The organism is Delftia sp. WSY_16 (assembly GCF_043104415.1).
In the GTDB taxonomy this organism is placed as follows: domain Bacteria; phylum Pseudomonadota; class Gammaproteobacteria; order Burkholderiales; family Burkholderiaceae_C; genus Comamonas; species Comamonas tsuruhatensis.
This window is the reverse complement of sequence record NZ_JBICKS010000019.1, coordinates 694,997-719,485: the sequence shown is the minus strand read 5'-3', so window position 1 is coordinate 719,485 and position 24,489 is coordinate 694,997. Positions and strand designations below refer to the sequence as shown.

Below are 24,489 nucleotides of genomic sequence, written 5' to 3'. Positions count from 1 at the left end.
ATGACGGCCCCTTCACTTTCCACCGCCTTGCGTGCCGCCGCGGCCTGGGCGCTGGCGCTGCTGCTGTTCTTTCCGCTGGGCTGGCTGTTCCTGACCGCGTTCAAGACCGAGCTGCAGGCCATTGCCGTGCCGCCGCTGTTCGTGTTCGAGCCCACGCTGGCCAACTTCGGCGAGGTGCAGCAGCGCAGCAACTACCTGCTGCACGCACGCAACTCCTTGGTCACCAGCCTGGGGTCCACCCTGGCGGGCCTGGCCATCGCCGTGCCCGCAGCCTATTCGATGGCCTTCTTTCGCACGCGGCGCACACGCGATGTGCTGATGTGGATGCTGTCCACCAAGATGATGCCCGCCGTGGGCGCATTGCTGCCCATCTACGTGCTGGCCCAGGGCGCCGGCCTGCTGGACACGCTCACGGTGCTGACCGTGGTCTTCACGCTGTCCAACCTGCCCATCATGGTGTGGATGCTCTACAGCGCGTTCAAGGACATCCCGCACGAGATCCTCGAAGCCGCGCGCATGGATGGCGCCGGCCTGTGGGCCGAGTTCCGCCATGTGGTGCTGCCGCTGGCGCTGGGCGGCATTGCCTCCACGGGCCTGCTGTGTCTGGTGCTGAGCTGGAACGAGGCCTTCTGGTCGCTCAACCTCAGCAGCGCGCGCGCCGGCACGCTGGCCACGCTGATCGCCTCCTACTCCAGCCCCGAGGGGCTGTTCTGGGCCCGGCTCTCGGCGGCATCGCTTTTGGCCATCGCGCCCATCGTGGTGTTCGGCTGGTTCAGCCAGAAGCAACTGGTGCAGGGCATGACCTTCGGCGCCGTCAAGTAGCCGCTCTTCAAACCAAGAAAACCATGGCCTATCTGCAACTGCAAGACATGCGCAAGAGCTTTGGCGAGGCGCACATCATCCGTGGCGTGGACCTCGCCATCGAGCGCGGCGAGTTCATCGTCTTCGTCGGCCCCTCGGGCTGCGGAAAATCCACGCTGCTGCGCCTGATCGCGGGGCTGGAGTCCGTCAGCGCGGGCCATCTGCTGCTCGATGGGCGCGACATCACGCACGCGCCCTCGGGCCGGCGCGATCTGGCCATGGTGTTCCAGAGCTATGCGCTGTACCCGCACATGAGCGTGTACGACAACATGTCCTTTGCGCTGCGCCTGGCGGGCGTGCCGCGCAAGGAGATACTGCGCAAGGTCGGCCGGGCGGCAGAAACGCTCAATCTCACGGCCTGCCTGGAGCGCCGCCCGGGCGAGCTGTCGGGCGGGCAGCGCCAGCGCGTGGCCATCGGACGCGCCATCGTGCGCGAGCCCAAGGTCTTCCTGTTCGACGAGCCGCTGTCCAATCTGGATGCGGCGCTGCGCGGCAACACGCGCGTGGAAATCCTCAAGCTGCACCGTGCATTGGGCGCCACCACCATCTATGTGACGCACGACCAGGTGGAGGCCATGACCCTGGCCGACCGCGTGGTGGTGATGCGCGACGGCGCCATCGAGCAGGTGGGCTCTCCTCTGGAGCTCTATGACCGCCCGGCCAACCGCTTTGTCGCGCAGTTCATCGGCATGCCGCCGATGAACCTGCTGGCGGCCCATGCCGTGCCGGGCCTGTCGGCCAGCACGCAGGGGCGCTTGCCGCGGGCCGGCACGCTGGGCATACGCCCCGAGGCGCTGCGCCTGTCCCGGGCAGATGCAGGTCCCAGTGATGGGGCTGGCGTCCAGGGGCGCGTGGACCTGATCGAAGCCTTGGGTGCCGACACGCTGGTCCATGTGGATGTGGCCGGCGTGCCGCTGGTGGCGCGCCAGACCGAGCGCATGCCGCTGGCCGTGGGCGATGGGGTGAGGGTGTCCCTCGACCCGGGCTGCATGCTCCATCTGTTCGACCGCGATGGCCGTGCGCTGGCGGCCTGCTGAGCCTGGCGGCCGAGCCCTGCCTTCTTCTTTCCGTCTCTTCCCATCCCTTTGTCCGGGACACCATGAACGCGACTGCCCCCTCCCTTTCCCGCCCCACGGTGCTGCACCTGGGGCTGGGCTCTTTCCATCGCGCGCACCAGGCTGCCTACCAGCAGCGATTGATGGATGCGGGCGACACGCAGTGGGCGCTGGTGGGCGCCAACCTGCGCCCTGACATGGCGCAGACGCTGGACGCCCTGGTGCGACAAGGCGGTGCCTACACGCTGGAGACGATTGCGCCCAACGGCACGGTGCACTACCAGTGGATGGATGCCTTGAGCGAGGTGATTCCGTACGCGCCCGGGCTGGCCGCCGTCGTGCAGCGGGGCGCCCGGCCGGCCACCCGCATCATCTCCTTCACGGTCACCGAGGCCGGTTACTGCCTGGATGGCCAGGGAGCGCTCGACGCCGCGCATCCCGATCTGGCGCAGGACCTGGAGCGCGCACGCCGGGGCGAGGCGGGGACCACCATCTATGGCGTGCTCTGCGCCATCCTGCAGGCGCGCCGCGCCACCGATGCCGGCCCCGTCACGCTGCTGAGCTGCGACAACCTGCGCCACAACGGCGACCGCCTGCGCGCCGGCCTGCTGGCCTTCATGCGCCAGGCACAGCTGCATGGGCTGGCCGACTGGGCACAGCGGCATACCAGCTGCCCCAACGCCATGGTCGATCGCATCACTCCCCGCCCGCCACCGGAGCTGCGCGCGCGCGTGCTGGCCGCCACCGGCCGCGACGACGAGGCCGCGGTGATGGCCGAGCGCTTCACGCAATGGGTGATCGAGGACCGCTTCATTGCCGGGCGCCCCGCCTGGCAGACCGTGGGCGTGGAGCTGGTACCCTCGGTGGCGCCTTACGAAGAGGCCAAGATCCGCATCCTCAACGCCAGCCACAGCTGCATCGCCTGGGCCGGGACGCTGGCGGGCCTGGAGCATATCCACGAAGGCTGCGCCGTGCCCGCGATACGCCAGATGGCCTGGGACTACGTGACCCGGGATGTGATCGCCTGCCTTTGCGCACCGGGCCGGCCCAGCCCGCTGGACCTGCCGGCCTACCGTGACACGGTGCTGGAGCGCTTTGGCAATGCGGCCCTGCGCGACACCAACCAGCGCGTGGCGGCCGATGGGTTTGCCAAGATCCCCGGCTTCATCGCGCCTACGCTGCGCGAGCGGCTGGCGGACAACGCCGCCATCGATGCCGCGGCCATGCTGCCAGCGCTGTTCCTGGCCTTCCTGCAGCGCTGGCACCAGGGCACACTGCCCTATGCGTATCAGGACCAGGCCATGGACCCGGCGGTGGCGCATGCCATCTGCGTGGCGCCCGATCCCGTGGCCTCGCTGTGCGCCGAGCCGCTGCTGTGGGGCGAGGTGGCAGGCCATCCGCTGTTGGTGGAGTCGGTGCGCCGGGCCTCGGAGCGGGTACGGGCATTTGTGGACAGAACCGAAACATGCACAAGGCGGAGCTGACATGCGCATAGCCATCGTGGGCGAGGCCCTGATCGATTTCACCGCCACGGGTGGCCTGGCCTTCCAGGGCCATGAGGGCGGGGCGCCCGCCAATGGCGCCATCGCGGCGGCGCGGCTGGGGCAGGCCACGGGCCTTGTCTCGCAGCTCTCGGAGGACCTCTTTGGCGAGCGCCTGTTCGCGCACCTGCAGCGCAACGGCGTGGACATGCGCCTGGTGCAGCGCTGCAGCGCGCCCAGCACGCTGGCCTTTGTGGAGCGCGGCGAACACACCAACCGCTATGCCTTCTACATGCAGGGCACGGCCGACACGCTGTGGGCGCCTGCCGAGCTGCCGAAGTTGCCGGACGAATGCCGCATCCTGCAGTTCGGCTCCATCGCGCTGCTGCATGCGCCGGCGGGGCCGCGCATCCTGGATCTGGTGGCCGCGCAGCGCGGTCGGCGCCTCATCGTCTTCGACCCCAATGTGCGTCCCACGCTGATCCGCGATGCGCAGGCCTTCCGGCGCGACTGCCTGGCCTGGCTGGCCCTGGCCGACCTGGTCAAGCTCAGCGACGAGGATGCGGCCTTCATCGCGCCCGGTCAGCCGGTGCTGGAGGCTGCCGGGAGCTGGCTGTCGCGCGGGCCCAGGGCCGTGGTGCTCACGCAGGGGGCCGAGGGCGCCACCTTGCTGCGCGCAGGTCGCGCTCCGCTGTCGGTGCGCCCGCCTGCAGTGCCGCTGGCGGACACCATCGGCGCGGGCGACACCTTTGGCGCGGCACTGTCCGTGGCGTTGCTTGAGCGCGGCGTGGAGCAGGCGCAGCAGTTGCAGTCCCTGCCAGATGCCGCGTGGCGCGAGGTGCTGCGCTTTGCGGCCACGGCTGCCGCGCTCAACTGCACGCGCGCCGGCGCCCAGCCGCCCTGGCGTGCGGAGCTGGATGCCGCGCTTGCGGGCCTGGATGCTGCGCAGGCGCAGCAGCACCACAGGGCGTAGCGGCCGCCGGTGTTACCGTGCGCCCTGTGCCCGTCTCCATCGTCCCTGATTGACCGACTGCCATGCCCAGCACACGCCGCCGACCGCCGCGCCAGCGCCATCCCGAACTGGAGCGCGACTTTGTCCGCACGCCTGCCCTGGGCTATGAAGACGTGGAGGGCAGTGGCCTGGTGCGCTGCCTGGCGCATGGTTTCCCGAGTCCGCTGGTGCGCTGGCATTTCCATGACGAGTACGAACTGCACCTCATCACCCACACCTCGGGCCGTGCCTTCGTGGGTGACTGGATAGGGCCGTTCGAGCCGGGCCATCTCGTGCTGTGCGGGCCGCGCCTGCCGCACAACTGGATATCGTTCGACGTGCCCGAGGCCGGCGCGCCCGAACGCGATCTCGTCATCCTGTTCAACCACGATCCCATTGCCCGTGCGGCCGAGCAGATCCCCGAGATGCGCGAGGTGCTGCAGCTGCTGGACCGCGCGCGCCACGGCATCGAGTTCTTCGGCATGGCCGAGGCAGCGCGCGTGCACTGGGAGGCGGTCCGGGGTGCGCGCGGCATGCGCCGCTTCGCGGCCTTTTGTGATCTGCTGTCTGATCTTTCCGAATGCACCGACTACCGGCTGCTGTCGGCCGTGCAGATGCAGGGCGTGCAGGCCGAGGCCCAGGTGGACCAGATCAACGAGGTGGTCAACCGCATCATGGCGCGCGTGAACGAGCCGCTGAGCCTGGCGGACGTGGCGGCCGAACTGGGCATGAGCGAAAGCCGCTTCAGCCGTTTCTTTCGCCGTGCCACAGGCAACAGCTTCACCGACTTTGTCAGCCGCGTGCGCATCAACAGTGCCTGCCATCTGCTCATGCAGACCGATTGCTTCATCGCCGATATCTGTTTTCAGGTCGGCTTCAGCAATCTGGCCAACTTCAACCGGCGCTTCCTTGAAATCAAGGGGATGACGCCCTCGGAATTCCGCAGGCAGGCCGAAAGCCGCTTCGGCGCGGGCTGAGGCGGGCGAGGGACCTGGAATCCGGGAAAGAAGGGGTGTGGTATTGCGCGCCACATGGGTAGAGCCCTTATTGCCGCCCTGGCACAGATCGATATGCTGGGTTGCGAAAAACACATGTTCCGCACCGGATCCGTGGCCAGTTTGTGACCACGATCAAGGAATGTGTCTTCCTCTGCGCGCAGGGGCGAAAGCAGGGTTCCTGACGATATCAATCACAGGGGGCCCCATTGTAGAATCCGCCGAATTTTGCGCTTTCAACAACAGAACCACGCCCTCGATATGAAGTTGCTTGCCTCTTTGCTGACGGCTGCCATTCTTGCTGCAGCCCCCGCCTTTCCCGCTTTCTCCGCTGGCGAGGCACCTGCTGCCCCGGCTCAGCCGAAGGCGGCCAAGGCCGATCTGGCGAAGGGCGAGGCCAGCTACACCGCCGTCTGCGCGGCATGCCATGCGGCTGACGGCAATTCGACGGTGCCCATCCAGCCCAAGCTGGCCGGCCAGCATCCCGAGTACCTGGTCAAGCAGTTGCTGGAGTTCAAGGACGACAAGCGCAAGGACCCGGTGATGAAGGGCTTTGCCAGCATGCTCAGCGAACCTGACATGAAGAACATCGCCGCCTGGCTGCATGCGCAAAAGCCCAAGGACGGCTTTGCCAAGGACAAGGACCTGGTGGCCATGGGCGAGCGCATCTACCGTGGTGGCATCCAGGAGCGCAACATCGCCGCCTGCGCAGGCTGCCACAGCCCCAACGGCGCCGGCATCCCGGCCCAGTACCCGCGTCTGGCCGGCCAGCACGCCGACTACACCACCACCCAGCTCACGGCCTTCCGTGACGGCAAGCGCGGCAATAGCATTCAGATGACGCAGGTTGCTGCCAAGCTTAACGATCGCGAAATCAAGGCCGTGGCAGACTACATCGCTGGCCTGCGTTGATGTGCTCCCGGAACCGATGCGGTTCCCAGGGTAATCACCGGGAACCTATTGCCCTATAGACGCCCCAAGCCAGGCGGGTCCATCGCATGAATGCAGATGGTCCCGCTTTTTTCATTCGGGTTTTGGTTTTTCGCTCTTCATGTCAGACAACTCTTCCGGTGCCGCTCTTGCCTCCCCCCGCCCGCAGGCCGCGCGCGCGATGCTGGAGCTGCTGGCATCGATGCGCTTTGCGATCTCGCTGCTGACGGTCATCTGCATTGCCTCGGTGATCGGCACCGTGCTCAAGCAGCATGAGCCGGTGGGCAACTACGTCAACCAGTTCGGACCGTTCTGGGCCCAGCTGTTTCTTGCGCTCAAGCTCAATGCGGTCTACAGCGCCTGGTGGTTCCTGTTGATCCTGGCCTTTCTGGTGATCAGCACCTCGCTGTGCGTGGCACGCCATGCGCCCAAGTACCTGGCCGATCTGCGCAATTTCAAGGAAAACGTTCGCGAGCAAAGCCTCAAGGCCTTCAGCCACCGTGCGCAGAATGTGGTGCCCGGCAGCACCGAGGAAGCCGCCAGGCGCCTGGGCCAGCAGCTGGTGTCGGGCGGCTGGAAGGTGCGGCTGCAGCAGCGCGATACGGCGGCCGGTCCCGGCACGGGCTGGATGCTGGCGGCCAAGGCGGGCGCGGCCCACAAGCTGGGCTACATCGCCGCCCATGGCGCCATCGTGCTGATCTGCCTGGGGGGGCTGTTCGACGGTGACCTTATCGTGCGTGCGCAGATGTGGCTGGGAGGCAAAACACCTTATACCGGCGGTGGCCTGATCTCCGAGGTGTCCGAGCAGCACCGGCTGAGCGAACGCAACCCCACCTTCCGCGGCAACCTGCTGGTGACCGAGGGCGGCACGGCGGGCACGGCCATCCTGTCGCAGTCCGATGGCGTGCTGCTGCAGGAGCTGCCCTTTGCGGTGGAGCTCAAGAAGTTCATCGTCGAGTACTACTCCACGGGCATGCCCAAGCTGTTTGCCAGCGAGGTCGTCATCCACGACAAGGCCACGGGCGAGAAGCTGGAAAAGCGCATCGAGGTCAACCACCCGGCCAGCTACCGCGGCATCGAGATCTACCAGTCCAGCTTTGATGACGGCGGCTCGTCGGTGAAGCTGCATGCCGTGCCGCTGGAGGCCGGGACCAAGCCCTTCGATGTCGAAGGCGTGATTGGCGGCTCCAGCCAGTTCACGCGCAAGCTCGCCGACGGCAAGGACGAGGCGCTGACGCTGGAGTTTGCCGAGCTGCGCACCATCAACGTCGAGAACTTCGGCGGTGCGGGCGGCGCCAGTGGCAGCGCCACCGATGTGCGCAAGGTGGACCTGAAGCAGGCCATCGACGAGCGCCTGGGCGCGGCCCACAAGACCGTGACCAAGAAGGAGCTGCGCAACATCGGCCCCAGCATCCGCTACAAGCTGCGCGATGCCGCGGGCCAGGCGCGCGAGTTCCAGAACTACATGCTGCCCGTGGACACGGGCGACGGCCAGCGCGTGTTCCTGCTGGGCGTGCGCGACAACCAGGCCGACGCCATGCGCTATCTGCGCATTCCCGCCGACCCAGAAAGCGAAATGGACACCTTCCTGCGCCTGCGCAGCGCGCTGCAGGATCCCAAACTGCGCGAGCAGGCGGCCCGGGCCTATGTGGCCAAGGCCATCGATTCCTCGCGCTCCGAGCTGAGCGGTGCGCTGGCGCAGTCGGCCACCAAGGCGCTGGAGCTGTTCGCGGGACAGACCGACAAGAAGGGTCCCGATGGCAAGCCGCTGGGCGGGCTGCAGGCCATCTCCGATTTCATGGAAAGCAATGTGCCCGCGGCCGAGCGTGAACGCGCGGGCGAGGTGCTGGTGCGCATTCTCAATGGCGTGCTGTTCGAGATGGCCCAGATCGTGCGGGCCCAGGCCGGCCAGGCACCGCTGGAGCCCAGCGAGCAGACACAGTCCTTCATGACACAGGCCGTGTTCTCGCTCAGCGACGCGCAGTTCTACCCCGTGCCCATGGTCTTCATGCTGCAGGACTTCAAGCAGGTGCAGGCCAGCGTGTTCCAGGTGGCGCGTGCGCCGGGCAAGAACGTGGTTTATCTGGGCTGCCTGTTCCTCATCATCGGCGTGTTCTGCATGCTGTACGTGCGCGACCGCCGCATCTGGATCTGGCTCACGCCCCGCGATGGTCAAAGCCATGCCGAAATGGCCTTGTCCACCAATCGCAAAACGCTCGATGGTGATAGAGAATTCGCCATGCTGGCCGGCAAGCTGATAGGCGCCGAGCCCATCCACAAGAAACCCCCCGGAGGTTCCGCATGAACACCGCCACCACGACGACTTTGACGCTCAACGAGGGCTTCTTCGCCCGCCGCAACTGGTTCGACTGGGTGTTTGCGGCCCTCGTGGCGGCGGGGCTGCTCTATGCGCTGCAGCGCTATGGCGAGTACATGGATGTCTACGAGAAGTGCATCCTGGTCGGCACCATTCCCGCGGCCATCTGGCTGGGCTGGTTCTGGCGCTCGCTGCGGGCGCTGATGCTGGTGGTGGCCGGGCTGTCGCTGCTGGCCATTGCGCTGTACCAGGGGCCGGAGGGGGCGCAGCTGGCGCGCTCGGACACGGTGTTCGGCCTCAAGTACTTCCTGTCCAGCCAGTCGGCCATCCTCTGGATGAGCATGGTGTTCTTCATCAGCACCGTCTTCTACTGGATCGGCATGTTTGCGCGGGGCGAGGGCACGGCGCTGTCGCTGCTGGGCTCGCGCCTGGCCTGGCTGGCCGTGACGCTGGCGCTGGTGGGCACCATGGTGCGCTGGTACGAGAGCTATCTGATCGGCCCTGACGTGGGGCACATCCCGGTCAGCAACCTCTATGAAGTGTTCGTCATGTTCTGCTGGATGACGGCGCTGTTCTATCTGTACTACGAACAGCACTACGACACGCGCGCCCTGGGTGGCTTCGTGATGCTGGTGGTCAGCGCGGCCGTGGGCTTTTTGCTGTGGTATACGCTGGTGCGCGAGGCGCACGAGATCCAGCCCCTGGTGCCGGCGCTCAAGAGCTGGTGGATGAAGCTGCATGTGCCGGCCAACTTCATCGGCTACGGCACCTTCGCGCTGGCTGCCATGGTCTCCTTCGCCTACCTCATCAAGCAGCAGGCCGCGGAGACGCGCTGGTACAAGCTCGCCCCGCTGTGGATGCTGGGCGTGGTGCTGTGCTTCGAGCCCATCGTTTTCCGCAAGGGTGCGACCGACAACGGCGGCAGCTACTGGATGGTGTACTTCGGCGTCTCGGCGCTGATCGTGGCCGGCATCCTGCTGGCGCGCAAGCGCATCGCCGAGCGGCTGCCCAGCTTCGAGCTGCTGGACGATGTGATGTACAAGTCCATCGCCGTGGGCTTTGCCTTCTTCACCATCGCCACCGTGCTGGGCGCGCTGTGGGCGGCCGAGGCCTGGGGCGGCTACTGGAGCTGGGACCCCAAGGAGACCTGGGCGCTGATCGTCTGGCTCAACTACGCGGCCTGGCTGCACATGCGCCTGGTCAAGGGGCTGCGCGGCACCGTGTCCGCCTGGTGGGCGCTGGGCGGGCTGGCCATCACCACCTTCGCCTTCCTGGGCGTGAACATGTTCCTGTCGGGACTGCACAGCTACGGCGAGCTGTGATCCGCTGCTGATTCGGACCGCCGCCGAACAAAGGGCTGCATGCGCCGGCGCGCATGCAGCCCTTTTTGTATCCGGCTCTTTTTCATGGCAGTTGAGGCTGGGGCGTAGCATGGAACTTGCGCGGGCCTGCAAGGCTCCCAATCGTCATGCCGCCCGGCACCCCTGCCGCAGCAGGCACTTTCGGAGATTCCCATGCTGATCCGCTCCCACGACAACGGCTTCCAACATCCGCAAGGCAGCGAAATCACGCCCCGGGCGAGCTACCTGCAGCGCCGGGCCTGGCTGCAGTACCTGGCCGCAGGTTCGGCCGGTGCCGCCTTGCCAGGCTGGGCGGCAGGCGTGCAGCGCCCCGGCAAGCTGGCGGCGCTGGCTTCCGTGCCTTCGCAGGTGCCGGGTGCGAACTCCATGGAGCGCGTCACCGCCTATGCCGATGCGTCGCAGTACAACAACTTCTACGAATTCGGCCTGGACAAGGACGATCCTGCCAAGAACGCCCACACGCTCAAGACGCGGCCGTGGACAGTGAAGATCGAAGGCCTGGTCCAGCAGCCGCAGACACTGGACCTGGATGCGCTGCTCAAGCTCGCACCGCTGGAAGAGCGCATCTACCGGCTGCGCTGCGTGGAAGGCTGGTCCATGGTGATTCCCTGGGTCGGCTATTCCCTGGCCGAGCTGCTGCGCAAGGTGCAGCCGCTGGGCAGTGCCAAGTACGTGGAATTCGTGACCCTGGCCGACAAGGCGCAGATGCCGGGCCTGCGCAGCGGCGTGCTGGACTGGCCTTACACCGAGGGGCTGCGCCTTGATGAAGCCATGCACCCGCTGACGCTGCTGGCCTTCGGCATGTATGGCGAAGTGCTTCCCAACCAGAATGGCGCGCCCGTGCGGCTGGTCGTGCCGTGGAAATACGGCTTCAAGAGCGCCAAGAGCATCGTCGCCATCCGCCTGACCGACAAGGAGCCGGGCACGGCCTGGAACAAGGCGGCGCGCAACGAGTACGGCTTTTATTCCAATGTGAATCCGGACGTGCCGCACCCGCGCTGGAGCCAGGCCACGGAGCGGCGCATTGGCGAGGATGGCCTGTTCGCCAAGAAGCGCAAGACGCTGCTGTTCAACGGCTACGAAGCCCAGGTCGGCCAGCTCTACACGGGCATGGATCTGAAGAAGTTCTATTGATGCGGCCCATGCAATGACGGTGTTACAGCGCCTTTTGCTGCACCGGGCGGCCAAGCCGCTGGTGTTTCTTGTGTGCCTGTTGCCGTTTGCGTGGCTGCTGGCCGGAGCCATCCTGAACACTCTTGGCGCCAATCCGGCCGAGGCCCTGCTGCGCTCCACGGGCGACTGGACGCTGCGCTTTCTTTGCGTGGTGCTGGCCGTGACACCGCTGCGCCAGGCGCTGGGGCTGACGGCGCTGGCGCGCTTTCGGCGCATGCTGGGCCTGTATGTGTTCTTCTACGCCGTGCTGCACCTGCTGTGCTATGCGTGGTTCGACATGGGGCTGGACTGGGGCGAGATCGTGCTCGACATCCCCAAACGCCCGTTCATCCTCGTGGGCTTTGCGGCCCTGCTCTTGCTGACCGCGCTTGCCGCCACATCGCCGCACCGTGTGCTCCGGGCCATGGGCGCAAAGCGCTGGCAATGGCTGCACCGCTGCATTTATGCGGTGGCGCCGCTGGCCCTGCTGCATTTCTTCTGGATGCGCGCGGGCAAGAACAACTTCGCCGAGGTCGGCGTATACGCCGCCATTCTTGCGCTGCTGCTGGGCTGGCGTGTGGCCCATGCACTGCGCCGCCGGCGCGCCAGAAGCTAGCCGGCGACGGCGCGCAGGGCAGGGCGCAGCTGGCGGGTGACGGGGTCGATGTCCGCCATGGGCAACTGGTAGTTGCGCTGGTCGAACAGATCAATGCCGCACTGCAGGCCTTCCAGCCAGTTGAACAGGTCGGCAATCGCCTTGGCGCCCATGATGGGCGCGCCGTGCTGGGGCACGATCATGTCGATGGGCAGCTGGCGCGCCATCTGCACCCACAGCCGCAGGATCTTGTTGGAGACCATGTAGCGGCGGTGAAAGCCTTCCATGCGCGCGATGTGCGGCACCAGATCGGTCACCGGCACCTGTGCCTCGATGCCGTTCATCAGGGACACGCCGAGGTCGCCCGTAAAAAGGATGCGGCTGACCGGGTCGTAGAAGTGGAAGTTGCCCTCGGCATGCAGGAAGTGGGCGGGCAGCAGGTGCAGCTCATGGCGGCCCAGCGGCAGCCGGCCGCCGGCGTCCGGCACGCCGATCACGCGGTTCTCGGTCTTGCCGACCTTGGTGAAGTGGGGCGCAAAGCGCTCCCAGATGCGCGAGATCACCAACTGGGCCTTGGTGCTGGTCATCCAGCGATCCAGCGAGGCAATGATGTCGGGATCGGCGTGGGAGGCAATCAGATAGGAAAGCTTGTGCGGCGCGAAATGCCGAGACATGCCCATGAACAGCTCGTTGAACGCGAGATTGCCGCCCGGATCGATGATGGCGCCCGTGTCGTCATCGACGATGAGGAACTGGTTGGCCTGGATGGCCTGTCCATCTTCCTCGATGAGGTCGGTGAACATCAGGCAGGCGTGGTTTTTGTCTCGGTAAAGCTCTACGGGCATGGCGGGTTGTCGAGGGACAAGATGCGGTCACTCTAAGCGCCATGCCATGCAGCGGGGTTGACGTGCATCAAGCCGCAGTGCGGCTGCCGCGTCAGTCGGCCTGTGGCCTGCGGGAGTCCGAGGCGCCCGTGGGCGTGGAGCTTTCCTCGACGGCTGCATTGGAGGGGCCGGTCGGCAAGGTGGTGGGCGCCGGTGCGGGCGTTGCCCGCTCGGCCGGGCTGGAGATGCCCAGGGTCTGCGGCAGCGTGGCGCGGTGGCTGGCGGCTGGCGAGCTGGGCAGGAACAGAGGCCCCTTCTGCCCACAGGCCGCAAGGGACGCCGCACAGGCCCCAAGGGCAATGCACCTGACTAGAATTTGCGAGGCTTTCAACATAAGCGAATTGTAATGACCGACCAAGAATTTCTGGACCTTGCCGAACGACTGCTGCTGGCGGTGGAGCAAGACTGCGATCGCATCAACGATGAAACCGATGCCGACCTCGATGCCCAGCGCGTGGGAGGCATGGTGACCCTGGTCTTTGCCAACCGCAGCCAGATCGTGATCAACCAGCAAAAGCCGCTGCATGAGATCTGGCTGGCCGCCAAGGCCGGCGGCTTCCACTACCGCTACGACGCGTCGCAGGGCGCCTGGCTCGATACCAAGGGCGCGGGCGAGTTCTTCGCCAACCTGAGCCGCTACGCCACCGAGCAATCGGGCCTGGCGCTGCAGTTCTCGGCACGCTGAGACCCCGGCTTTCGGCTGGCTCCAAAAGAAAAGCCCGGCATGGCCGGGCTTTCTTGCGTGGTCGACCGCCTCAGTTGCGGAACAGGTCGAGGATGCGGTTGCGCTCCTCGGTGGCGGGCGGGGGCGTGGCGCCTGCGGCGCTGCCCGTGGATGCACTGTCCATGCCCAGGCTGCTGACGCCGCCGTTGCGCGCGTTTTCCTCGTAGTACCACTCGCCGCCCATGTTCACGACGCCAGGCGGCACGGGCATCTCGGCCACGGGAACGCCCTTGAGCGCGTGCTGCATGAAGCTGATCCAGATCGGCAGGCTCAGGCCGCCGCCGGTCTCGCGGCTGCCCAGGTTGCGCGGCGTGTCGTAGCCGATCCAGGATACGGCGGCCAGCGTGGGCTGGAAGCCCGCAAACCAGGCATCCACCGAATCGTTGGTCGTGCCGGTCTTGCCATACAGGTCGGGGCGCTTGAGCGTGGACTGCGCGCGCGCTGCAGTGCCCACGCGCGCCACGTCCTGCAGCAGGCTGTCCATGATGAAGGCGTTGCGCGCGTCGATGGCCTGGGGCAGTTCCTGCACCGGGGGCGGTGTGAATTCGGACAGGATGCGGCCCTTGTGATCGGTGACGCGGGAAATCAGCCAGGGATTGACGCGGTGGCCGCCGTTGGCGAACACGGAGTAGCCTGCCGCCAGCTGCAGCGGCGTGACGGCACCTGCGCCCAAAGCCATGGTCAGGTAGGCCGGGTGCTTGGCGGCGTCAAAGCCGAAGCGCGTGACCCACTCCTGGCCCTGCTTGGGTCCCACGGCCTGCAGCAGCCGGATGGAGATCATGTTCTTGGACTTGTTCAGGCCCGTGCGCATGGTCATCGGCCCGTCGTAGCGGCTGTCGTAGTTCTTGGGCTCCCAGGGCTGCCCCCCCGTCACGCCCGCACTGAAGAACAGCGGCGCGTCATTGATCATGGTGGAGGGCGAGAAGCCCTTTTCCAGCGCCGCGGAGTAGATGAAGGGCTTGAAGGCCGAGCCGGGCTGGCGCCAGGCCTGGGTCACATGATTGAACTTGTTCTTCTGGAAGTCGAAGCCGCCGATCAGGGCGCGCAAGGCGCCCGTCTGGGGAACCAGGGCCACGAAGGCGCCTTCCACCTCGGGCAGCTGCGTGATTTCCCAGGTGTTCTTGGGCGTCTTGACCACGCGGATCACGGCGCCGGGACGTATCTTGATGTTGGGCGGTGCCTTGGGGTTCAGGCCCGATTCGGCAGGCTTGAGGCCTTCGCCCGTGATCTCGATCTGCTCGCCGTCGGCACGGGCCGCCAGGATCTTGCGCGGGTTGGCATCCAGCACCACGGCGGCGAGCACGTCTCCGTTGTCGGGGTGGTTGGCCAGGGTGTCGTCAATGGCGTCTTCACGGTCCTCGGCGTCGGCGGGCAGGGCCACGAACTTCTCGGGGCCGCGGTACTTCTGGCGGCGCTCGTAGTCCATGATGCCGCGGCGCAGCGCGGCGTAGGCGGCTTCCTGTTCGCCGGCATTGATGGTGGTGTAGACGTTCAGGCCGCGCGTGTAGGCCTCGTTGCCGTACTGGGCAAAGATCAGCTGGCGCGCCATTTCGGCCACGTACTCGGCATGCACCCGGGTGTTGAAGGAGCCTGTGCGGATCTTCAGCGGCTCGGCCTTGGCTTCAGTGGCCTGGGCCGCCGTGATGAAGCCGTTTTCCTCCATGCGCTCGATGATGTAGAGCTGGCGCGAGCGGGCGCGCTTGGGGTTGCTGATCGGGTTGTAGGCCGAGGGCGCCTTGGGCAGGCCGGCCAGCATGGCCGCTTCGGCGACGGTGATGTCCTTCAGTGGCTTGCCGAAATAGGCTTCACAGGCGGCGGCAAAGCCATAGGCCCGATTTCCCAGATAAATCTGGTTCATGTAGATCTCGAGAATCTGGTTTTTGCTCAGCAGATGCTCTAGCTTGAAAGTCAGTAAGACTTCGTAAATTTTGCGTGTAAAAGTTTTCTCGGAAGACAGATAGACATTGCGTGCCACCTGCATGGTGATGGTCGATGCGCCCTGGCTTTTCACGCGGCCCAGATTGGCCAGCGCGGCGCGGGCCATGCCCTTGTAGTCGACGCCACCGTGCTCGAAAAAGCGGGTGTCTTCAATGGCCAGCACCGCGTCGGTCATCACTTTGGGGATGTCCTGGATGGGCGTCAGCGTGCGCCGCTCCTCGCCGAACTCGCCCAGCAGGGCGCCTTCGCTGGAGTACACGCGCAGCGGCAGCTTGGGCCGGTAGTCGGCCAGCTCGGACACGTCGGGCAGGTTGGGGTAGGCCATGGCCAGGGCCACGGCCACGGTCAGCATCAGGGCCAGCGCGCCGGCGACGGCGATGCCCGTCAGCCATAGCAAGGCCTTGGGAAACCAATGCATGGGCTTGGACGGAGCGGAGCGAGGCTTTCCAGCCTGGGGTTCTCGGGAGTCTGAGGACGGCATGTCGCAGGGAGTGCTGAGGAGTGCCGCATTATAAAAATGCGTTCCCCAGGGGGTCGGTAGGAGGCGGCTGCACACGGTTGCCAGCATGGCCGCAAGCCTCGCATCCTAAGCCAGGCGTACAGGCCGACATGCAAGCAGGGGTGCATTCCTGTCGCATTTGATGGCCCGCAACAATGTCTGTTTTTGGCCACTACCGTCAACCGTGCTCCGGCAGGCATGGTGAGTTGCGCGCAGTCTTGCTGATAGCATTCAACCTATATGTGAAGGTTTGTTGCGTTCTTTACATACACAAGAAGAGGGAGGGCAAGTTGATTGCTATGGGATCCTTATTCAGTCGCCAGCCCGCACCTTTGCTAGGCATCGACATCAGTTCTTCGAGCGCCAAGCTCGTTGAGCTGTCTCGTGCCAGGTCGGGCGAACTGTTGCTGGAGCGCTGTGCCATCGAGCCGCTGGAGCGGGGATGGATCACGGATGGCAACATCGAAAAGTTCGACGAAGTGGCAGAGGCTGTACGGCGGCTGGTCAAAAAAAGCGGCACGCGGACCAAGAACGTGGCCATGGCATTGCCGGCTTCGGCCGTGATCACCAAGAAGATTTCGCTGCCCGACGGCATGAGCGAGCAGGAACTGGAGGTCCAGGTCGAATCCGAGGCCAATCAGTACATTCCTTTTTCGCTCGACGAAGTGAGTCTGGACTTCTGTGTCATAGGCCCGTCATCGAATTCGCCTGGCGACGTGGATGTGCTCATTGCCGCCTCCCGTCGCGAGAAGGTGCAGGACCGCCAGGGCCTGGCCGAGGCGGCCGGCCTCAAGCCGATGGTCATCGACATCGAGCCCCATGCCTCCCGCATGGCCGCCGGACGGTTGATCGAGCGCCTGCCCAATCAGGGCAACAACGCTTTGGTGGCGCTGTTCGAGGTAGGCGCCATGACGACCAGCATGCAGATCCTGCGTGACGACGAGGTGCTGTACGACCGTGACCAGGCCTTTGGCGGCGCCCAGCTGACGCAGCTGATCGCGCGCCAATATGGTTTTTCCCTCGAAGAGGCCGAGTCCAAGAAGCGCAACGGCGAACTGCCGGAGGACTACGCTTCCGCCGTGCTCAAGCCCTTCGTGCAGAGCATGACGCAGGAAGTGTCGCGCGCACTGCAGTTCTTTTTCACCAGCACGCCCCACAACCGCATAGACCACATCCTGCTGGCTGGCGGCTCGGCACCGCTTTCCGGCCTGTCCGAGGCCATCACGCAGCAGACCGGATTTGCCTGCAGCCTTGCCAATCCCTTCGATGGCATGGAAGTCGGCAGCGGCGTGCGCCTCAAGCGCATGTCGCGCGAGGCCCCCGCCTACCTGACCGCCTGCGGTCTGGCCATGCGGAGGTTTGTGTCGTGATCCTGATCAATCTGCTTCCTCACAGAGAAGCCACACGCAAGCGACGCAAGGAAGCATTCCAGGCCACGATGGTCCTTTCGGCCCTGATAGGGCTTTTGATCATTGGTGCTGTCTACTGGTGGTACCAGATGATGATCGAAGCCCAGCAGGCGAAGAACAGCATGCTGCGCGCCGAGATCACGGTGCTGGAGTCCCAGATCAAGGAAATCGCCGGGCTGGAGGATGAGATCACTGCCCTGCGTGCACGTCAGAAGGCCGTGGAAGACCTGCAGTCCGATCGCAATCTGCCGGTGCACATGCTCAACGAGCTGGTGTCCCAACTGCCCGATGGCGTCTACATCACCAGCATCAAGCAGGAAGGTCTGGCCGTGACCATGCAGGGCACGGCGCAGTCCAATGAGCGGGTGTCCGAGATGCTGCGCAATCTGTCCGAGGGAACGCCCTGGATCTCCAAGCCGGAACTGGTGGAGATCGTGGCCAAGACGGTCAACGTCACGCCCAAGGACCAGCGCCGTGCTGCAGCGTTCAATCTGCGCTTCCAGCTCACGCGCGCCAGCGTTGCGGAGAAAGGCCTTCCGACGGCGGCCAACCCAGGAAAGTCCCAGTGATGGCCAAGAAGAAAAAGAACGACATCGACTTCTCCGCACTGCAGGAGAACATCCAGCGCCAATTCCGTGGTCTTGATCCCAATGATCCTTCGCGGTGGCCCTTGCTGCCGCGTTTTCTGTTGTGCGTTGCCATTGCGTTGGGCGTTGCCGCCTTGCTCTGGTACGTACTGATCAAGGACTATGAGGACATGCTGGAGCAAGAGCGCAACACCGAAGTCACGCTGCGCCAGGACTTCAGCCAGAAGCTGTCCAAGGCGGTCAGCCTGGATGGCCTGAAGAAGCAGCGTGAACAGGTCCAGCAATATGTGACACAGCTGGAAAAGCAGTTGCCCAGCAAGGCGGAAATGGCTGCGCTGCTCTCGGACATCAACCAGGCCGGACTGGGGCGCAGCCTTCAGTTTGAAACGTTCCGCCCCGGGGCGATGGTGGTCAAGGAGTACTACGCCGAGCTGCCCATTGCTTTGAAGGTCACAGGACGCTTTCATGACATCGGTTCATTCGCTTCCGATGTGGCCTACCTGTCTCGCATCGTGACCTTGAACAACTTGTCGATTGTCCCTGTGGGCAAGGACGGAAGCGAGGTCCTGAGCATGGAGGCGACGGCGCGAACCTTCCGCTATCTGGATGCCGATGAAGTGCAGGCGCAGCGCGCGGCTGCCGGGAAGGGCAAGAAGAAATGAGACACATGCGCTGCAGCGTCTTGCTTATGTTGTCTGGCTGTTTGGCCGTCTCGGGCTGCACTTCTTCTGATCAAGAGGAGTTGCAAACCTGGATGGCTCAGGAGAAAGCCAATGCAAAGCCTCGGGTCAAGCCTTTGGAAGAGCCCAAAGCGTTTACGCCCCAAGCCTACCTGGGGGCTGATGGCATGGACCCCTTCAATCCCTTGAAACTGATGCAGGTGCTGCGCAAGGAATCGGCCCAGACCAATGCGAATACCAGCCTGATTGCCGCAGAACTCAACCGCCGCAAGGAGCCGCTGGAAGCAGAGCCCCTGGATGCAATGACCATGGTGGGCAGCCTGGACAAGAAGGGTGTGCCTACGGCGCTGATCAAGGTAGGAGCCTTGCTATATCAGGTTCGTGCAGGAAATTACCTGGGACAGAACTACGGAAAGATCACCCGGATCACGGAGACTTCCATCCAGTTGCGGGAAATCGTCCAGGATGGCAGCGGCGACTGGATAGAAAGAAATAGCACACTGGAGTTGCAGGAGGGAAGGAAATGATGGGTACACATCGCAGCATGTCTCATAAAGCTCGCTGGGGAATCGCCTTGGGCGGTTGGTTGCTGGGCTCTTTTGCATGGGCGCAGTCCGCGATAGAGTCGGTCTCCGGTTCCCTCCAGGGGAGCACCGAGGTGGTGCGCATCGAGCTTTCCGAAGCGCTGGCTGCGGACCCGACCGGATTTGCGATCCAGTCGCCTGCACGGATCGCGCTGGATTTTCCTGGCGCAACCAATGCGACGGGCAAATCGATGGTCGAGCTCAACCAGGGCAACCTGCGTTCCATCAATATCGTGGAGGCCTCGGGCCGTTCCCGGCTGGTGCTGAATTTGAAAACGGCGACTTCCTACCGCACTGAGCGCCAAGGCAAGGCGTTGCTGATCCTGCTGGATCCTGTAGCTGCGTCTGCTGCGGTGAAGCCTTCTGCACAGCAGGGTGTGTTCGAAGCCAAGACAGCCGTCGGTAGCGATGTCCAACCCATTCGGGATGTTGATTTCCGTCGTGGCAGCGATGGCTCGGGCCGCATCGTCGTGGGATTGAGCAATAGCCAGGTCGGCGTGGACCTGCGCCGCGAAGGCAAGGAACTGGTCGTCGATTTTCTGCGTTCCTCCCTGCCTGAAGGCTTGCGCCGCAAGCTGGATGTTGCGGATTTCGGAACACCGGTGCAGACAATCTCATCGGTGCAGCAGGGGGAATCCGTGCGCATGCGTATCGCTCCCGTCGGTGACTGGGAGCACAGTGCCTACCAAAGCGACAGCCAGTTTGTGATCGAGGTCCGCCAGAAAAAGGTGGATGTGAGCAAGCTCACGCAGGGCCCCGGCTACAGCGGTGAAAAGCTGTCCCTGAATTTCCAGAACATCGAAGTGCGGTCCCTGCTGCAGGTGATTGCCGACTTCACGAACTTCAACATCGTGACCTCGGATACGGTTTCCGGGGCGCTGACCCTGCGTCTCAAGGATGTTCCCTGGGACCAGGCGCTGCAGATCATCATGGATGCCAAGGGCCTGGGCATGCGCAAGTCGGGCTCGGTGCTCTGGATTGCGCCCAAGGATGAGATCGATGCGCGCACCAAGCGTGACTATGAAGCCGCCATGGAAATCCAGAAACTGGAGCCGCTGCGGACCCAGAGCTTTCAGCTGAACTATGCGAAGGCAGCCGATATTCTTCAACAGATCAGCGCAAGCAGCGGTGGTGGCGGCGGGACTGGCGGAACCTCCACCAGATTTCTGTCTGAGCGCGGATCTGCGATTTCGGAGCCCCGAACCAACCAGCTGTTCGTGACCGACACAGCCACGAAACTGGAAGAAGTGAAGGTGCTGCTGGCGACACTGGACGTGCCTGTTCGCCAAGTGCTGATCGAAGCTCGTATCGTTGAAGCCCGTGACACATTTGGCCGTGCACTGGGCGTCCGTCTAGGCGGCGGGGATTTGCGGGCTCAACGCGGTGGCGATGGGGGATACAGCATTGGTGGGGATAACCGCGTGGCCATCGGTACGGGTTTTGACAATGCCAATGCTTCAGCTGGGGCAAGCGGGCAGGCTGTGAATACCTCGGGAAATTTTGTCAATCTGCCTGGGAAGCTGTCAAACGTGGCGAACTCCGGGACGTTTGCCATGTCTATTTTCAATGCGGCTGCAAATCGATTCCTGACTCTTGAGCTTTCTGCCATGGAGTCCGATGGCCAGGGAAAGATCATTTCCAGCCCGAGGTTGGTAACGGCTGATCAAACCAAGGCATTGATTGAGCAGGGTACTGAGTACCCCTACTCTGTGACTGCGCCTAACGGTGCGACGACCATTGCTTTCAAAAAGGCTGTTCTGAAACTGGAGGTGACGCCTCAAATCACTCCCGAAGGCGATATCATTCTGGACCTCGATGTCAACAAGGATTCACGTGGTGAGAGCACGTTGCAAGGCGTTGCCATCGATACCAAGCATGTGCGTACCCAGGTTCTTGTCCAGAATGGTGGAACTGTAGTGATCGGCGGTATCTTCGAGATGGAGGAGACCAATACGGAAAACAAGATTCCGCTATTGGGCGATGTCCCTGTTCTGGGGCATCTTTTCAAAAGTCGCGTGAGAGAGTCCCAGAAGCGGGAAATGCTGGTATTTATTACACCGAAGATGTTGGCTGACATCAGAAGTGCTCGTTGAATGTAGTAGGAGATAGATAATCATGCAAAAAATCATGTTCGGTGCCATGCTGGCACTCGGTCTGGCCGGGTGTGGTGGTGGTGGAGGGAGTGCTGGTGAGACAAATCAGCCGTATACCATTTCGCTGCGCGCAGATAAGACGCAGCTGCCGGTGAATATTGGAAATGCCGGTCCTGGTATTGGTGCTGATGCGGCATATACGACAACAATGTATGTCGAGGCTCGTCAAGGAAATATGCCTATTCCTGGTGGGGATGGCATTTTTCAATGCGCCGTAACTGCAGGTCTTGATTCGGCAGTTCTGTATTATCTTGATGGAACGGATAAAAAAGACGATAAAGGAAATATCTCAGCCAGTCGTTCCATTGTGCTGGGCTCCAACTCTGGTAGTGCCACTTTCCACTTGCACGCAATCGACAAGGCTGGTGTAGCAAGCGTGACTTGCACGGTGACCGATCCCCGCGATAAGCGCCAGGTGAGTGCTGTGACCAGTGTTAATGTCGGTGGCGCTGCGCAGGGCATTCCTGCCAGCACGCTGGCCGTGACCCAGACGCCTGGCTATCTGGGATCCCGCGACAACCTCTCCAATCTGCGAAATAACGTAGCACTGGAAGTGAAGGTGGTCGACGACCGCAATCAACCGGTCACTGGTACCAGCCCCAATGTGCAGGTTCGGATTTTGCCCAGCTCGGCTTATGAAGGTGCGCGCCTGATCTCTGGATCCAAGGCTGGCTCTTCGTTGCAAGTCAATTCGCTCAACGGCATCGCACAGCTGTCGCTTTCCAGTGGCCCCGATAGCGGCGCCATCGTGCTGGAAACGACCGTGGACCGCCGGGACAATGATGTCAGCAATGGCATTCAGGATCCCATCAGGGCCTATACCGTTGTGGGTGTCTACCATGAGATCGCCAAGACGCCTCTGGCCCTGCCTGATGGCTTGAGCATCACGGGTGTCAAGGACCAGCCTCTGGTGTACGGCTTTGCAGCAACAGGCGGCATTCCTCCTTACCGCTGGTCGACACTGGGCGGTGTTCCAGACGGTATGCGCCTGAGCAGCGACGGCGTGCTTTCCGGTACGCCGACGGTGGTCGGAACCTTCAACATGCTGGTACGTGTGCAGGACGCACAGGGCACCGTGGTCGACAAGACCGTGACCGTGACCATTGCGGCCAAGGCACCTCTGGCCTTCACTGCACCGACCATCTCTGGCGTCCGTGGTGTGGCCCTGGCGTACGCACTGTCGGCAACCGGCGGTACCGCTCCCTACACGTGGGTGAGTCTGGGTGGCACTCCCGAAGGGCTGGCGTTGTCCAGCGACGGCATCTTGTCGGGTACTCCGACGGCGGATGGCACCTTCAACATGATTGTGCGCGTCACGGATGCCGACAACACGGCGATCACGAGGAACATGACCATCACGGTGGCCAAGCCGGCAACCACGACGCCGTAAAGGCGATGCCGTTCACGGCCATGGGAGATAATTTTGATTTCCCATGGCCCGTGCGGTAACAGCAAATGGATGTTTCAGGCTTGGTAACCCGGGTGGCCCTGATCGGCCTGCCCGGCTCCGGCAAATCGACCATAGGGCGCCAGCTGGCGCGCCTGTGGTCGATGCGTTTTGTGGATGCGGATCATGTGGTCGAGCAGCGCATAGGCTGCAGCATCCGGGAGTTTTTCGAGCGCGAGGGCGAGCAGGCTTTTCGAGACATGGAGTCGCAGGTCATTGATGAGCTGTCGGCCTCCACATCCAGCCTGCTGCTGTCCACGGGCGGTGGCGTGGTGCTGCGCGAGCAAAACCGCCGCCATCTGCATGAGCGCACCCAGGTCTTCTACCTGGATTGCACGCCAGAGGATATCGCCGCACGGCTGCGCAACGATGTGACGCGGCCCTTGCTGCAGGTGGAGGATCCGGCGTTGCGCCTGCGCGAGTTGCTGCTGCAGCGCGAGCCCCTGTATCTGGAGACGGCGCACTTCGTGATCCAGACATCCGGCCTGTCTGTGGCGCAGGCCGCCCAGCGCATACGCATGCAGGCGGAACTGGCCTGAACGCTGCCTGCTGGAACACCAAAGGCCTCGGCACTTGCCGGGGCCTTTTTCTTTAAGATCGGCAGTTGCCGGGCGCGCTGCCGTGTCGCGGAAACCTTTTCATTCTTTCTCCCCTGGAGCGACATCATCTTGCCCCACGCCTCCTCCTCGCCTGCTGCCCAGGTCGTGACCATTGACCTGGGTGAGCGCTCCTATCCGATTGCCATCGGCACCGGCCTGCTGGACCAGGCAGCCACCTATGCCGCGCTGCCTTCTGCGGCACAGGCCGTCATCGTCAGCAACGATGTGGTCGCACCGCTCTATGAGCCCGCACTGCGCCGCGTGCTGGAGCAGCGCTACCGCAGCGTGCGGACCGTGGTGCTGCCCGATGGCGAGGCCCACAAGGACTGGCAGACGCTGAATCTGATCTTCGATGACCTGCTGTCCGGTGGTTGCGACCGCAAGACCGTGCTGTTCGCGCTGGGCGGCGGCGTCATCGGCGACATGACGGGCTTTGCTGCCGCCAGCTACATGCGCGGCGTGCCCTTCGTGCAAGTGCCCACCACGCTGTTGTCGCAGGTGGACTCGTCGGTGGGCGGCAAGACCGCCATCAACCATCCGCTGGGCAAGAACATGATCGGCGCCTTCTACCAGCCGCAGCTGGTGGTTTGCGATCTGGCCTCGCTGGACACGCTGCCCGTGCGCGAGCTGAGCGCCGGCCTGGCCGAGGTCATCAAGTACGGGCCCATCGCCGACATGGACTTCCTGGCCTGGCTGGAGGAGAACATGGATGCCTTGCTTGCCCGCGACCGCACTGCACTGGCGCACGCGATCAAGCGCAGCGTGGAGATCAAGGCCTGGGTGGTGGGGCAGGACGAGAAAGAGGCCGGATTGCGCGCCATTCTCAATTTCGGCCACACCTTCGGGCATGCGATCGAAGCCGGCATGGGCTACGGCAACTGGCTGCACGGCGAAGGCGTGGGCGCCGGCATGGTCATGGCGGCCGAGCTGTCGCAGCGCCTTGGCCTGGTGGATGCCGCCTTTGTGCAAAGGCTGCGCGTGCTGATCGAACGTGCGGGCCTGCCGGTGCGCGGCGCCGTGCTGGATGAGCGTGACAACGCTGGCCGCTATCTGGAGCTGATGCGCGTGGACAAGAAGTCCGAGGCGGGCGAGATCCGCTTCGTTCTCATTGACGGGCCGGGAAAGGCCGTCATGCGCTCGGCGCCCGATGCCTTGGTGCGCGAAGTCATAGACGCCTGCTGCGCCTGACGCGCGGCGCTGGGGGGCAAGCCAGAACTGCTAGAGTGCCCTTGTCAGCATGATGAGGC

The 24,489-nt window shown here is 64.0% G+C and carries 22 protein-coding genes; 19 read left to right on the top strand and 3 right to left on the bottom strand.

Features of this window, described 5'->3' with window-relative positions; translation table 11 throughout:
• The 10 genes from ACF8O7_RS12695 (at window position 1) to ACF8O7_RS12650 (ending at window position 11,759) form a co-directional block, all read left to right on the top strand.
• A complete protein-coding gene (locus ACF8O7_RS12695; RefSeq protein WP_026062016.1) occupies window positions 1-822 on the top strand; it encodes a carbohydrate ABC transporter permease in 822 nt (273 codons plus the stop codon).
• Between the two features lie 23 nt (window positions 823-845).
• Complete coding sequence (locus tag ACF8O7_RS12690) at window positions 846-1,898, top strand: ABC transporter ATP-binding protein (RefSeq protein ID WP_034364836.1); 1,053 nt, start codon at window positions 846-848, stop codon at window positions 1,896-1,898.
• A gap of 62 nt (window positions 1,899-1,960) precedes the next feature.
• Window positions 1,961-3,400: a D-arabinitol 4-dehydrogenase gene (dalD, locus tag ACF8O7_RS12685; protein WP_280047515.1), complete on the top strand. Its 1,440-nt coding sequence runs from the start codon at window positions 1,961-1,963 to the stop codon at window positions 3,398-3,400.
• A 1-nt stretch (window position 3,401) separates the two neighbouring features.
• Window positions 3,402-4,370, top strand: a complete 969-nt coding sequence (locus tag ACF8O7_RS12680; protein WP_016445528.1) for a carbohydrate kinase — start codon at window positions 3,402-3,404, stop codon at window positions 4,368-4,370.
• A 62-nt stretch (window positions 4,371-4,432) separates the two neighbouring features.
• The gene (locus tag ACF8O7_RS12675) at window positions 4,433-5,365 is read left to right on the top strand and encodes an AraC family transcriptional regulator (protein WP_016445529.1); all 933 of its coding nucleotides are present in this window, start codon (window positions 4,433-4,435) and stop codon (window positions 5,363-5,365) included.
• 279 nt (window positions 5,366-5,644) lie between these two features.
• Complete coding sequence (locus tag ACF8O7_RS12670) at window positions 5,645-6,295, top strand: cytochrome c (RefSeq protein ID WP_016445530.1); 651 nt, start codon at window positions 5,645-5,647, stop codon at window positions 6,293-6,295.
• 139 nt (window positions 6,296-6,434) lie between these two features.
• The gene (locus ACF8O7_RS12665) at window positions 6,435-8,618 is read left to right on the top strand and encodes a cytochrome c biogenesis protein ResB (protein WP_047326511.1); all 2,184 of its coding nucleotides are present in this window, start codon (window positions 6,435-6,437) and stop codon (window positions 8,616-8,618) included.
• Complete coding sequence (gene ccsB, locus ACF8O7_RS12660) at window positions 8,615-9,952, top strand: c-type cytochrome biogenesis protein CcsB (RefSeq protein WP_126310923.1); 1,338 nt, start codon at window positions 8,615-8,617, stop codon at window positions 9,950-9,952. Before ACF8O7_RS12665 ends, ccsB begins: the two co-directional genes overlap by 4 nt.
• A gap of 192 nt (window positions 9,953-10,144) precedes the next feature.
• Window positions 10,145-11,125 carry a protein-methionine-sulfoxide reductase catalytic subunit MsrP gene (msrP, locus tag ACF8O7_RS12655; RefSeq protein WP_016445533.1) on the top strand — a complete coding sequence of 327 codons (981 nt, stop codon included), beginning with the start codon at window positions 10,145-10,147 and terminating at the stop codon, window positions 11,123-11,125.
• Between the two features lie 13 nt (window positions 11,126-11,138).
• Complete coding sequence (locus tag ACF8O7_RS12650) at window positions 11,139-11,759, top strand: sulfite oxidase heme-binding subunit YedZ (protein ID WP_026062808.1); 621 nt, start codon at window positions 11,139-11,141, stop codon at window positions 11,757-11,759.
• Here ACF8O7_RS12650 and ACF8O7_RS12645 read toward each other — a convergent pair.
• Together ACF8O7_RS12645 and ACF8O7_RS12640 are read right to left on the bottom strand one after the other, a co-directional pair.
• A complete protein-coding gene (locus tag ACF8O7_RS12645) occupies window positions 11,756-12,583 on the bottom strand; it encodes an MBL fold metallo-hydrolase (RefSeq protein ID WP_012207382.1) in 828 nt (275 codons plus the stop codon). The two genes, ACF8O7_RS12650 and ACF8O7_RS12645, sit on opposite strands and share 4 nt — an antisense overlap.
• A 91-nt stretch (window positions 12,584-12,674) precedes the next feature.
• On the bottom strand, window positions 12,675-12,956 hold the full coding sequence (locus tag ACF8O7_RS12640; RefSeq protein WP_082254145.1) for a lipoprotein: 282 nt from the start codon (window positions 12,954-12,956) through the stop codon (window positions 12,675-12,677).
• Between the two features lie 12 nt (window positions 12,957-12,968).
• On the opposite strand from ACF8O7_RS12640, the gene cyaY reads away from it, so the two are divergent.
• A complete protein-coding gene (gene cyaY, locus ACF8O7_RS12635; protein ID WP_017406663.1) occupies window positions 12,969-13,307 on the top strand; it encodes an iron donor protein CyaY in 339 nt (112 codons plus the stop codon).
• 70 nt (window positions 13,308-13,377) lie between these two features.
• Here the strand turns inward: cyaY and ACF8O7_RS12630 are convergent, their stop codons facing one another.
• Complete coding sequence (locus ACF8O7_RS12630) at window positions 13,378-15,702, bottom strand: penicillin-binding protein 1A (protein WP_046238459.1); 2,325 nt, start codon at window positions 15,700-15,702, stop codon at window positions 13,378-13,380.
• Between the two features lie 371 nt (window positions 15,703-16,073).
• On the opposite strand from ACF8O7_RS12630, the gene ACF8O7_RS12625 reads away from it, so the two are divergent.
• The 8 genes from ACF8O7_RS12625 to aroB all read left to right on the top strand — a co-directional run bounded on the left by ACF8O7_RS12625 (window position 16,074) and on the right by aroB (window position 24,430).
• Entirely contained in the window at window positions 16,074-17,153 is a 1,080-nt protein-coding gene (locus ACF8O7_RS12625) for a pilus assembly protein PilM (protein WP_026062715.1), read from the top strand.
• Window positions 17,150-17,761, top strand: a complete 612-nt coding sequence (locus tag ACF8O7_RS12620) for a PilN domain-containing protein (protein WP_043789993.1) — start codon at window positions 17,150-17,152, stop codon at window positions 17,759-17,761. The genes ACF8O7_RS12625 and ACF8O7_RS12620 overlap by 4 nt, the downstream gene beginning before the upstream one ends.
• Window positions 17,761-18,441 carry a type 4a pilus biogenesis protein PilO gene (locus tag ACF8O7_RS12615; RefSeq protein WP_016445539.1) on the top strand — a complete coding sequence of 227 codons (681 nt, stop codon included), beginning with the start codon at window positions 17,761-17,763 and terminating at the stop codon, window positions 18,439-18,441. The genes ACF8O7_RS12620 and ACF8O7_RS12615 overlap by 1 nt, the downstream gene beginning before the upstream one ends.
• Window positions 18,438-18,986 carry a pilus assembly protein PilP gene (locus tag ACF8O7_RS12610; RefSeq protein WP_034364816.1) on the top strand — a complete coding sequence of 183 codons (549 nt, stop codon included), beginning with the start codon at window positions 18,438-18,440 and terminating at the stop codon, window positions 18,984-18,986. The genes ACF8O7_RS12615 and ACF8O7_RS12610 overlap by 4 nt, the downstream gene beginning before the upstream one ends.
• Window positions 18,983-21,136 carry a type IV pilus secretin PilQ gene (gene pilQ, locus ACF8O7_RS12605; protein WP_016445541.1) on the top strand — a complete coding sequence of 718 codons (2,154 nt, stop codon included), beginning with the start codon at window positions 18,983-18,985 and terminating at the stop codon, window positions 21,134-21,136. The genes ACF8O7_RS12610 and pilQ overlap by 4 nt, the downstream gene beginning before the upstream one ends.
• Window positions 21,137-21,158: 22 nt before the next feature.
• The gene (locus ACF8O7_RS12600) at window positions 21,159-22,586 is read left to right on the top strand and encodes an Ig domain-containing protein (protein ID WP_126310922.1); all 1,428 of its coding nucleotides are present in this window, start codon (window positions 21,159-21,161) and stop codon (window positions 22,584-22,586) included.
• A gap of 65 nt (window positions 22,587-22,651) precedes the next feature.
• Window positions 22,652-23,182, top strand: coding sequence for a shikimate kinase (locus tag ACF8O7_RS12595; protein WP_126310921.1), 531 nt, complete (start codon window positions 22,652-22,654; stop codon window positions 23,180-23,182).
• A 129-nt stretch (window positions 23,183-23,311) separates the two neighbouring features.
• Window positions 23,312-24,430 (top strand): 3-dehydroquinate synthase, encoded by a 1,119-nt coding sequence (gene aroB / locus ACF8O7_RS12590; protein WP_047473592.1) that lies wholly within the window; start codon window positions 23,312-23,314, stop codon window positions 24,428-24,430.
• Window positions 24,431-24,489: the final 59 nt, after the last annotated feature.

What these genes read in the sequence shown, in the direction of transcription:
- ACF8O7_RS12690 (WP_034364836.1), top strand. Translation starts at nt 846, where the DNA reads ATGGCCTATCTGCAACTGCAAGACATGCGCAAGAGCTTTGGCGAGGCG.
- ccsB (WP_126310923.1), top strand. Translation starts at nt 8,615, where the DNA reads ATGAACACCGCCACCACGACGACTTTGACGCTCAACGAGGGCTTCTTC.
- ACF8O7_RS12610 (WP_034364816.1), top strand. Translation starts at nt 18,438, where the DNA reads ATGAGACACATGCGCTGCAGCGTCTTGCTTATGTTGTCTGGCTGTTTG.
- cyaY (WP_017406663.1), top strand. Translation starts at nt 12,969, where the DNA reads ATGACCGACCAAGAATTTCTGGACCTTGCCGAACGACTGCTGCTGGCG.
- pilQ (WP_016445541.1), top strand. Translation starts at nt 18,983, where the DNA reads ATGATGGGTACACATCGCAGCATGTCTCATAAAGCTCGCTGGGGAATC.
- ACF8O7_RS12680 (WP_016445528.1), top strand. Translation starts at nt 3,402, where the DNA reads ATGCGCATAGCCATCGTGGGCGAGGCCCTGATCGATTTCACCGCCACG.
- ACF8O7_RS12670 (WP_016445530.1), top strand. Translation starts at nt 5,645, where the DNA reads ATGAAGTTGCTTGCCTCTTTGCTGACGGCTGCCATTCTTGCTGCAGCC.
- ACF8O7_RS12640 (WP_082254145.1), bottom strand. Translation starts at nt 12,956, where the DNA reads ATGTTGAAAGCCTCGCAAATTCTAGTCAGGTGCATTGCCCTTGGGGCC.
- ACF8O7_RS12665 (WP_047326511.1), top strand. Translation starts at nt 6,435, where the DNA reads ATGTCAGACAACTCTTCCGGTGCCGCTCTTGCCTCCCCCCGCCCGCAG.
- ACF8O7_RS12600 (WP_126310922.1), top strand. Translation starts at nt 21,159, where the DNA reads ATGCAAAAAATCATGTTCGGTGCCATGCTGGCACTCGGTCTGGCCGGG.
- ACF8O7_RS12645 (WP_012207382.1), bottom strand. Translation starts at nt 12,583, where the DNA reads ATGCCCGTAGAGCTTTACCGAGACAAAAACCACGCCTGCCTGATGTTC.
- ACF8O7_RS12595 (WP_126310921.1), top strand. Translation starts at nt 22,652, where the DNA reads ATGGATGTTTCAGGCTTGGTAACCCGGGTGGCCCTGATCGGCCTGCCC.
- ACF8O7_RS12675 (WP_016445529.1), top strand. Translation starts at nt 4,433, where the DNA reads ATGCCCAGCACACGCCGCCGACCGCCGCGCCAGCGCCATCCCGAACTG.
- msrP (WP_016445533.1), top strand. Translation starts at nt 10,145, where the DNA reads ATGCTGATCCGCTCCCACGACAACGGCTTCCAACATCCGCAAGGCAGC.
- ACF8O7_RS12630 (WP_046238459.1), bottom strand. Translation starts at nt 15,702, where the DNA reads ATGCATTGGTTTCCCAAGGCCTTGCTATGGCTGACGGGCATCGCCGTC.
- dalD (WP_280047515.1), top strand. Translation starts at nt 1,961, where the DNA reads ATGAACGCGACTGCCCCCTCCCTTTCCCGCCCCACGGTGCTGCACCTG.
- ACF8O7_RS12615 (WP_016445539.1), top strand. Translation starts at nt 17,761, where the DNA reads ATGGCCAAGAAGAAAAAGAACGACATCGACTTCTCCGCACTGCAGGAG.
- ACF8O7_RS12695 (WP_026062016.1), top strand. Translation starts at nt 1, where the DNA reads ATGACGGCCCCTTCACTTTCCACCGCCTTGCGTGCCGCCGCGGCCTGG.
- ACF8O7_RS12650 (WP_026062808.1), top strand. Translation starts at nt 11,139, where the DNA reads ATGACGGTGTTACAGCGCCTTTTGCTGCACCGGGCGGCCAAGCCGCTG.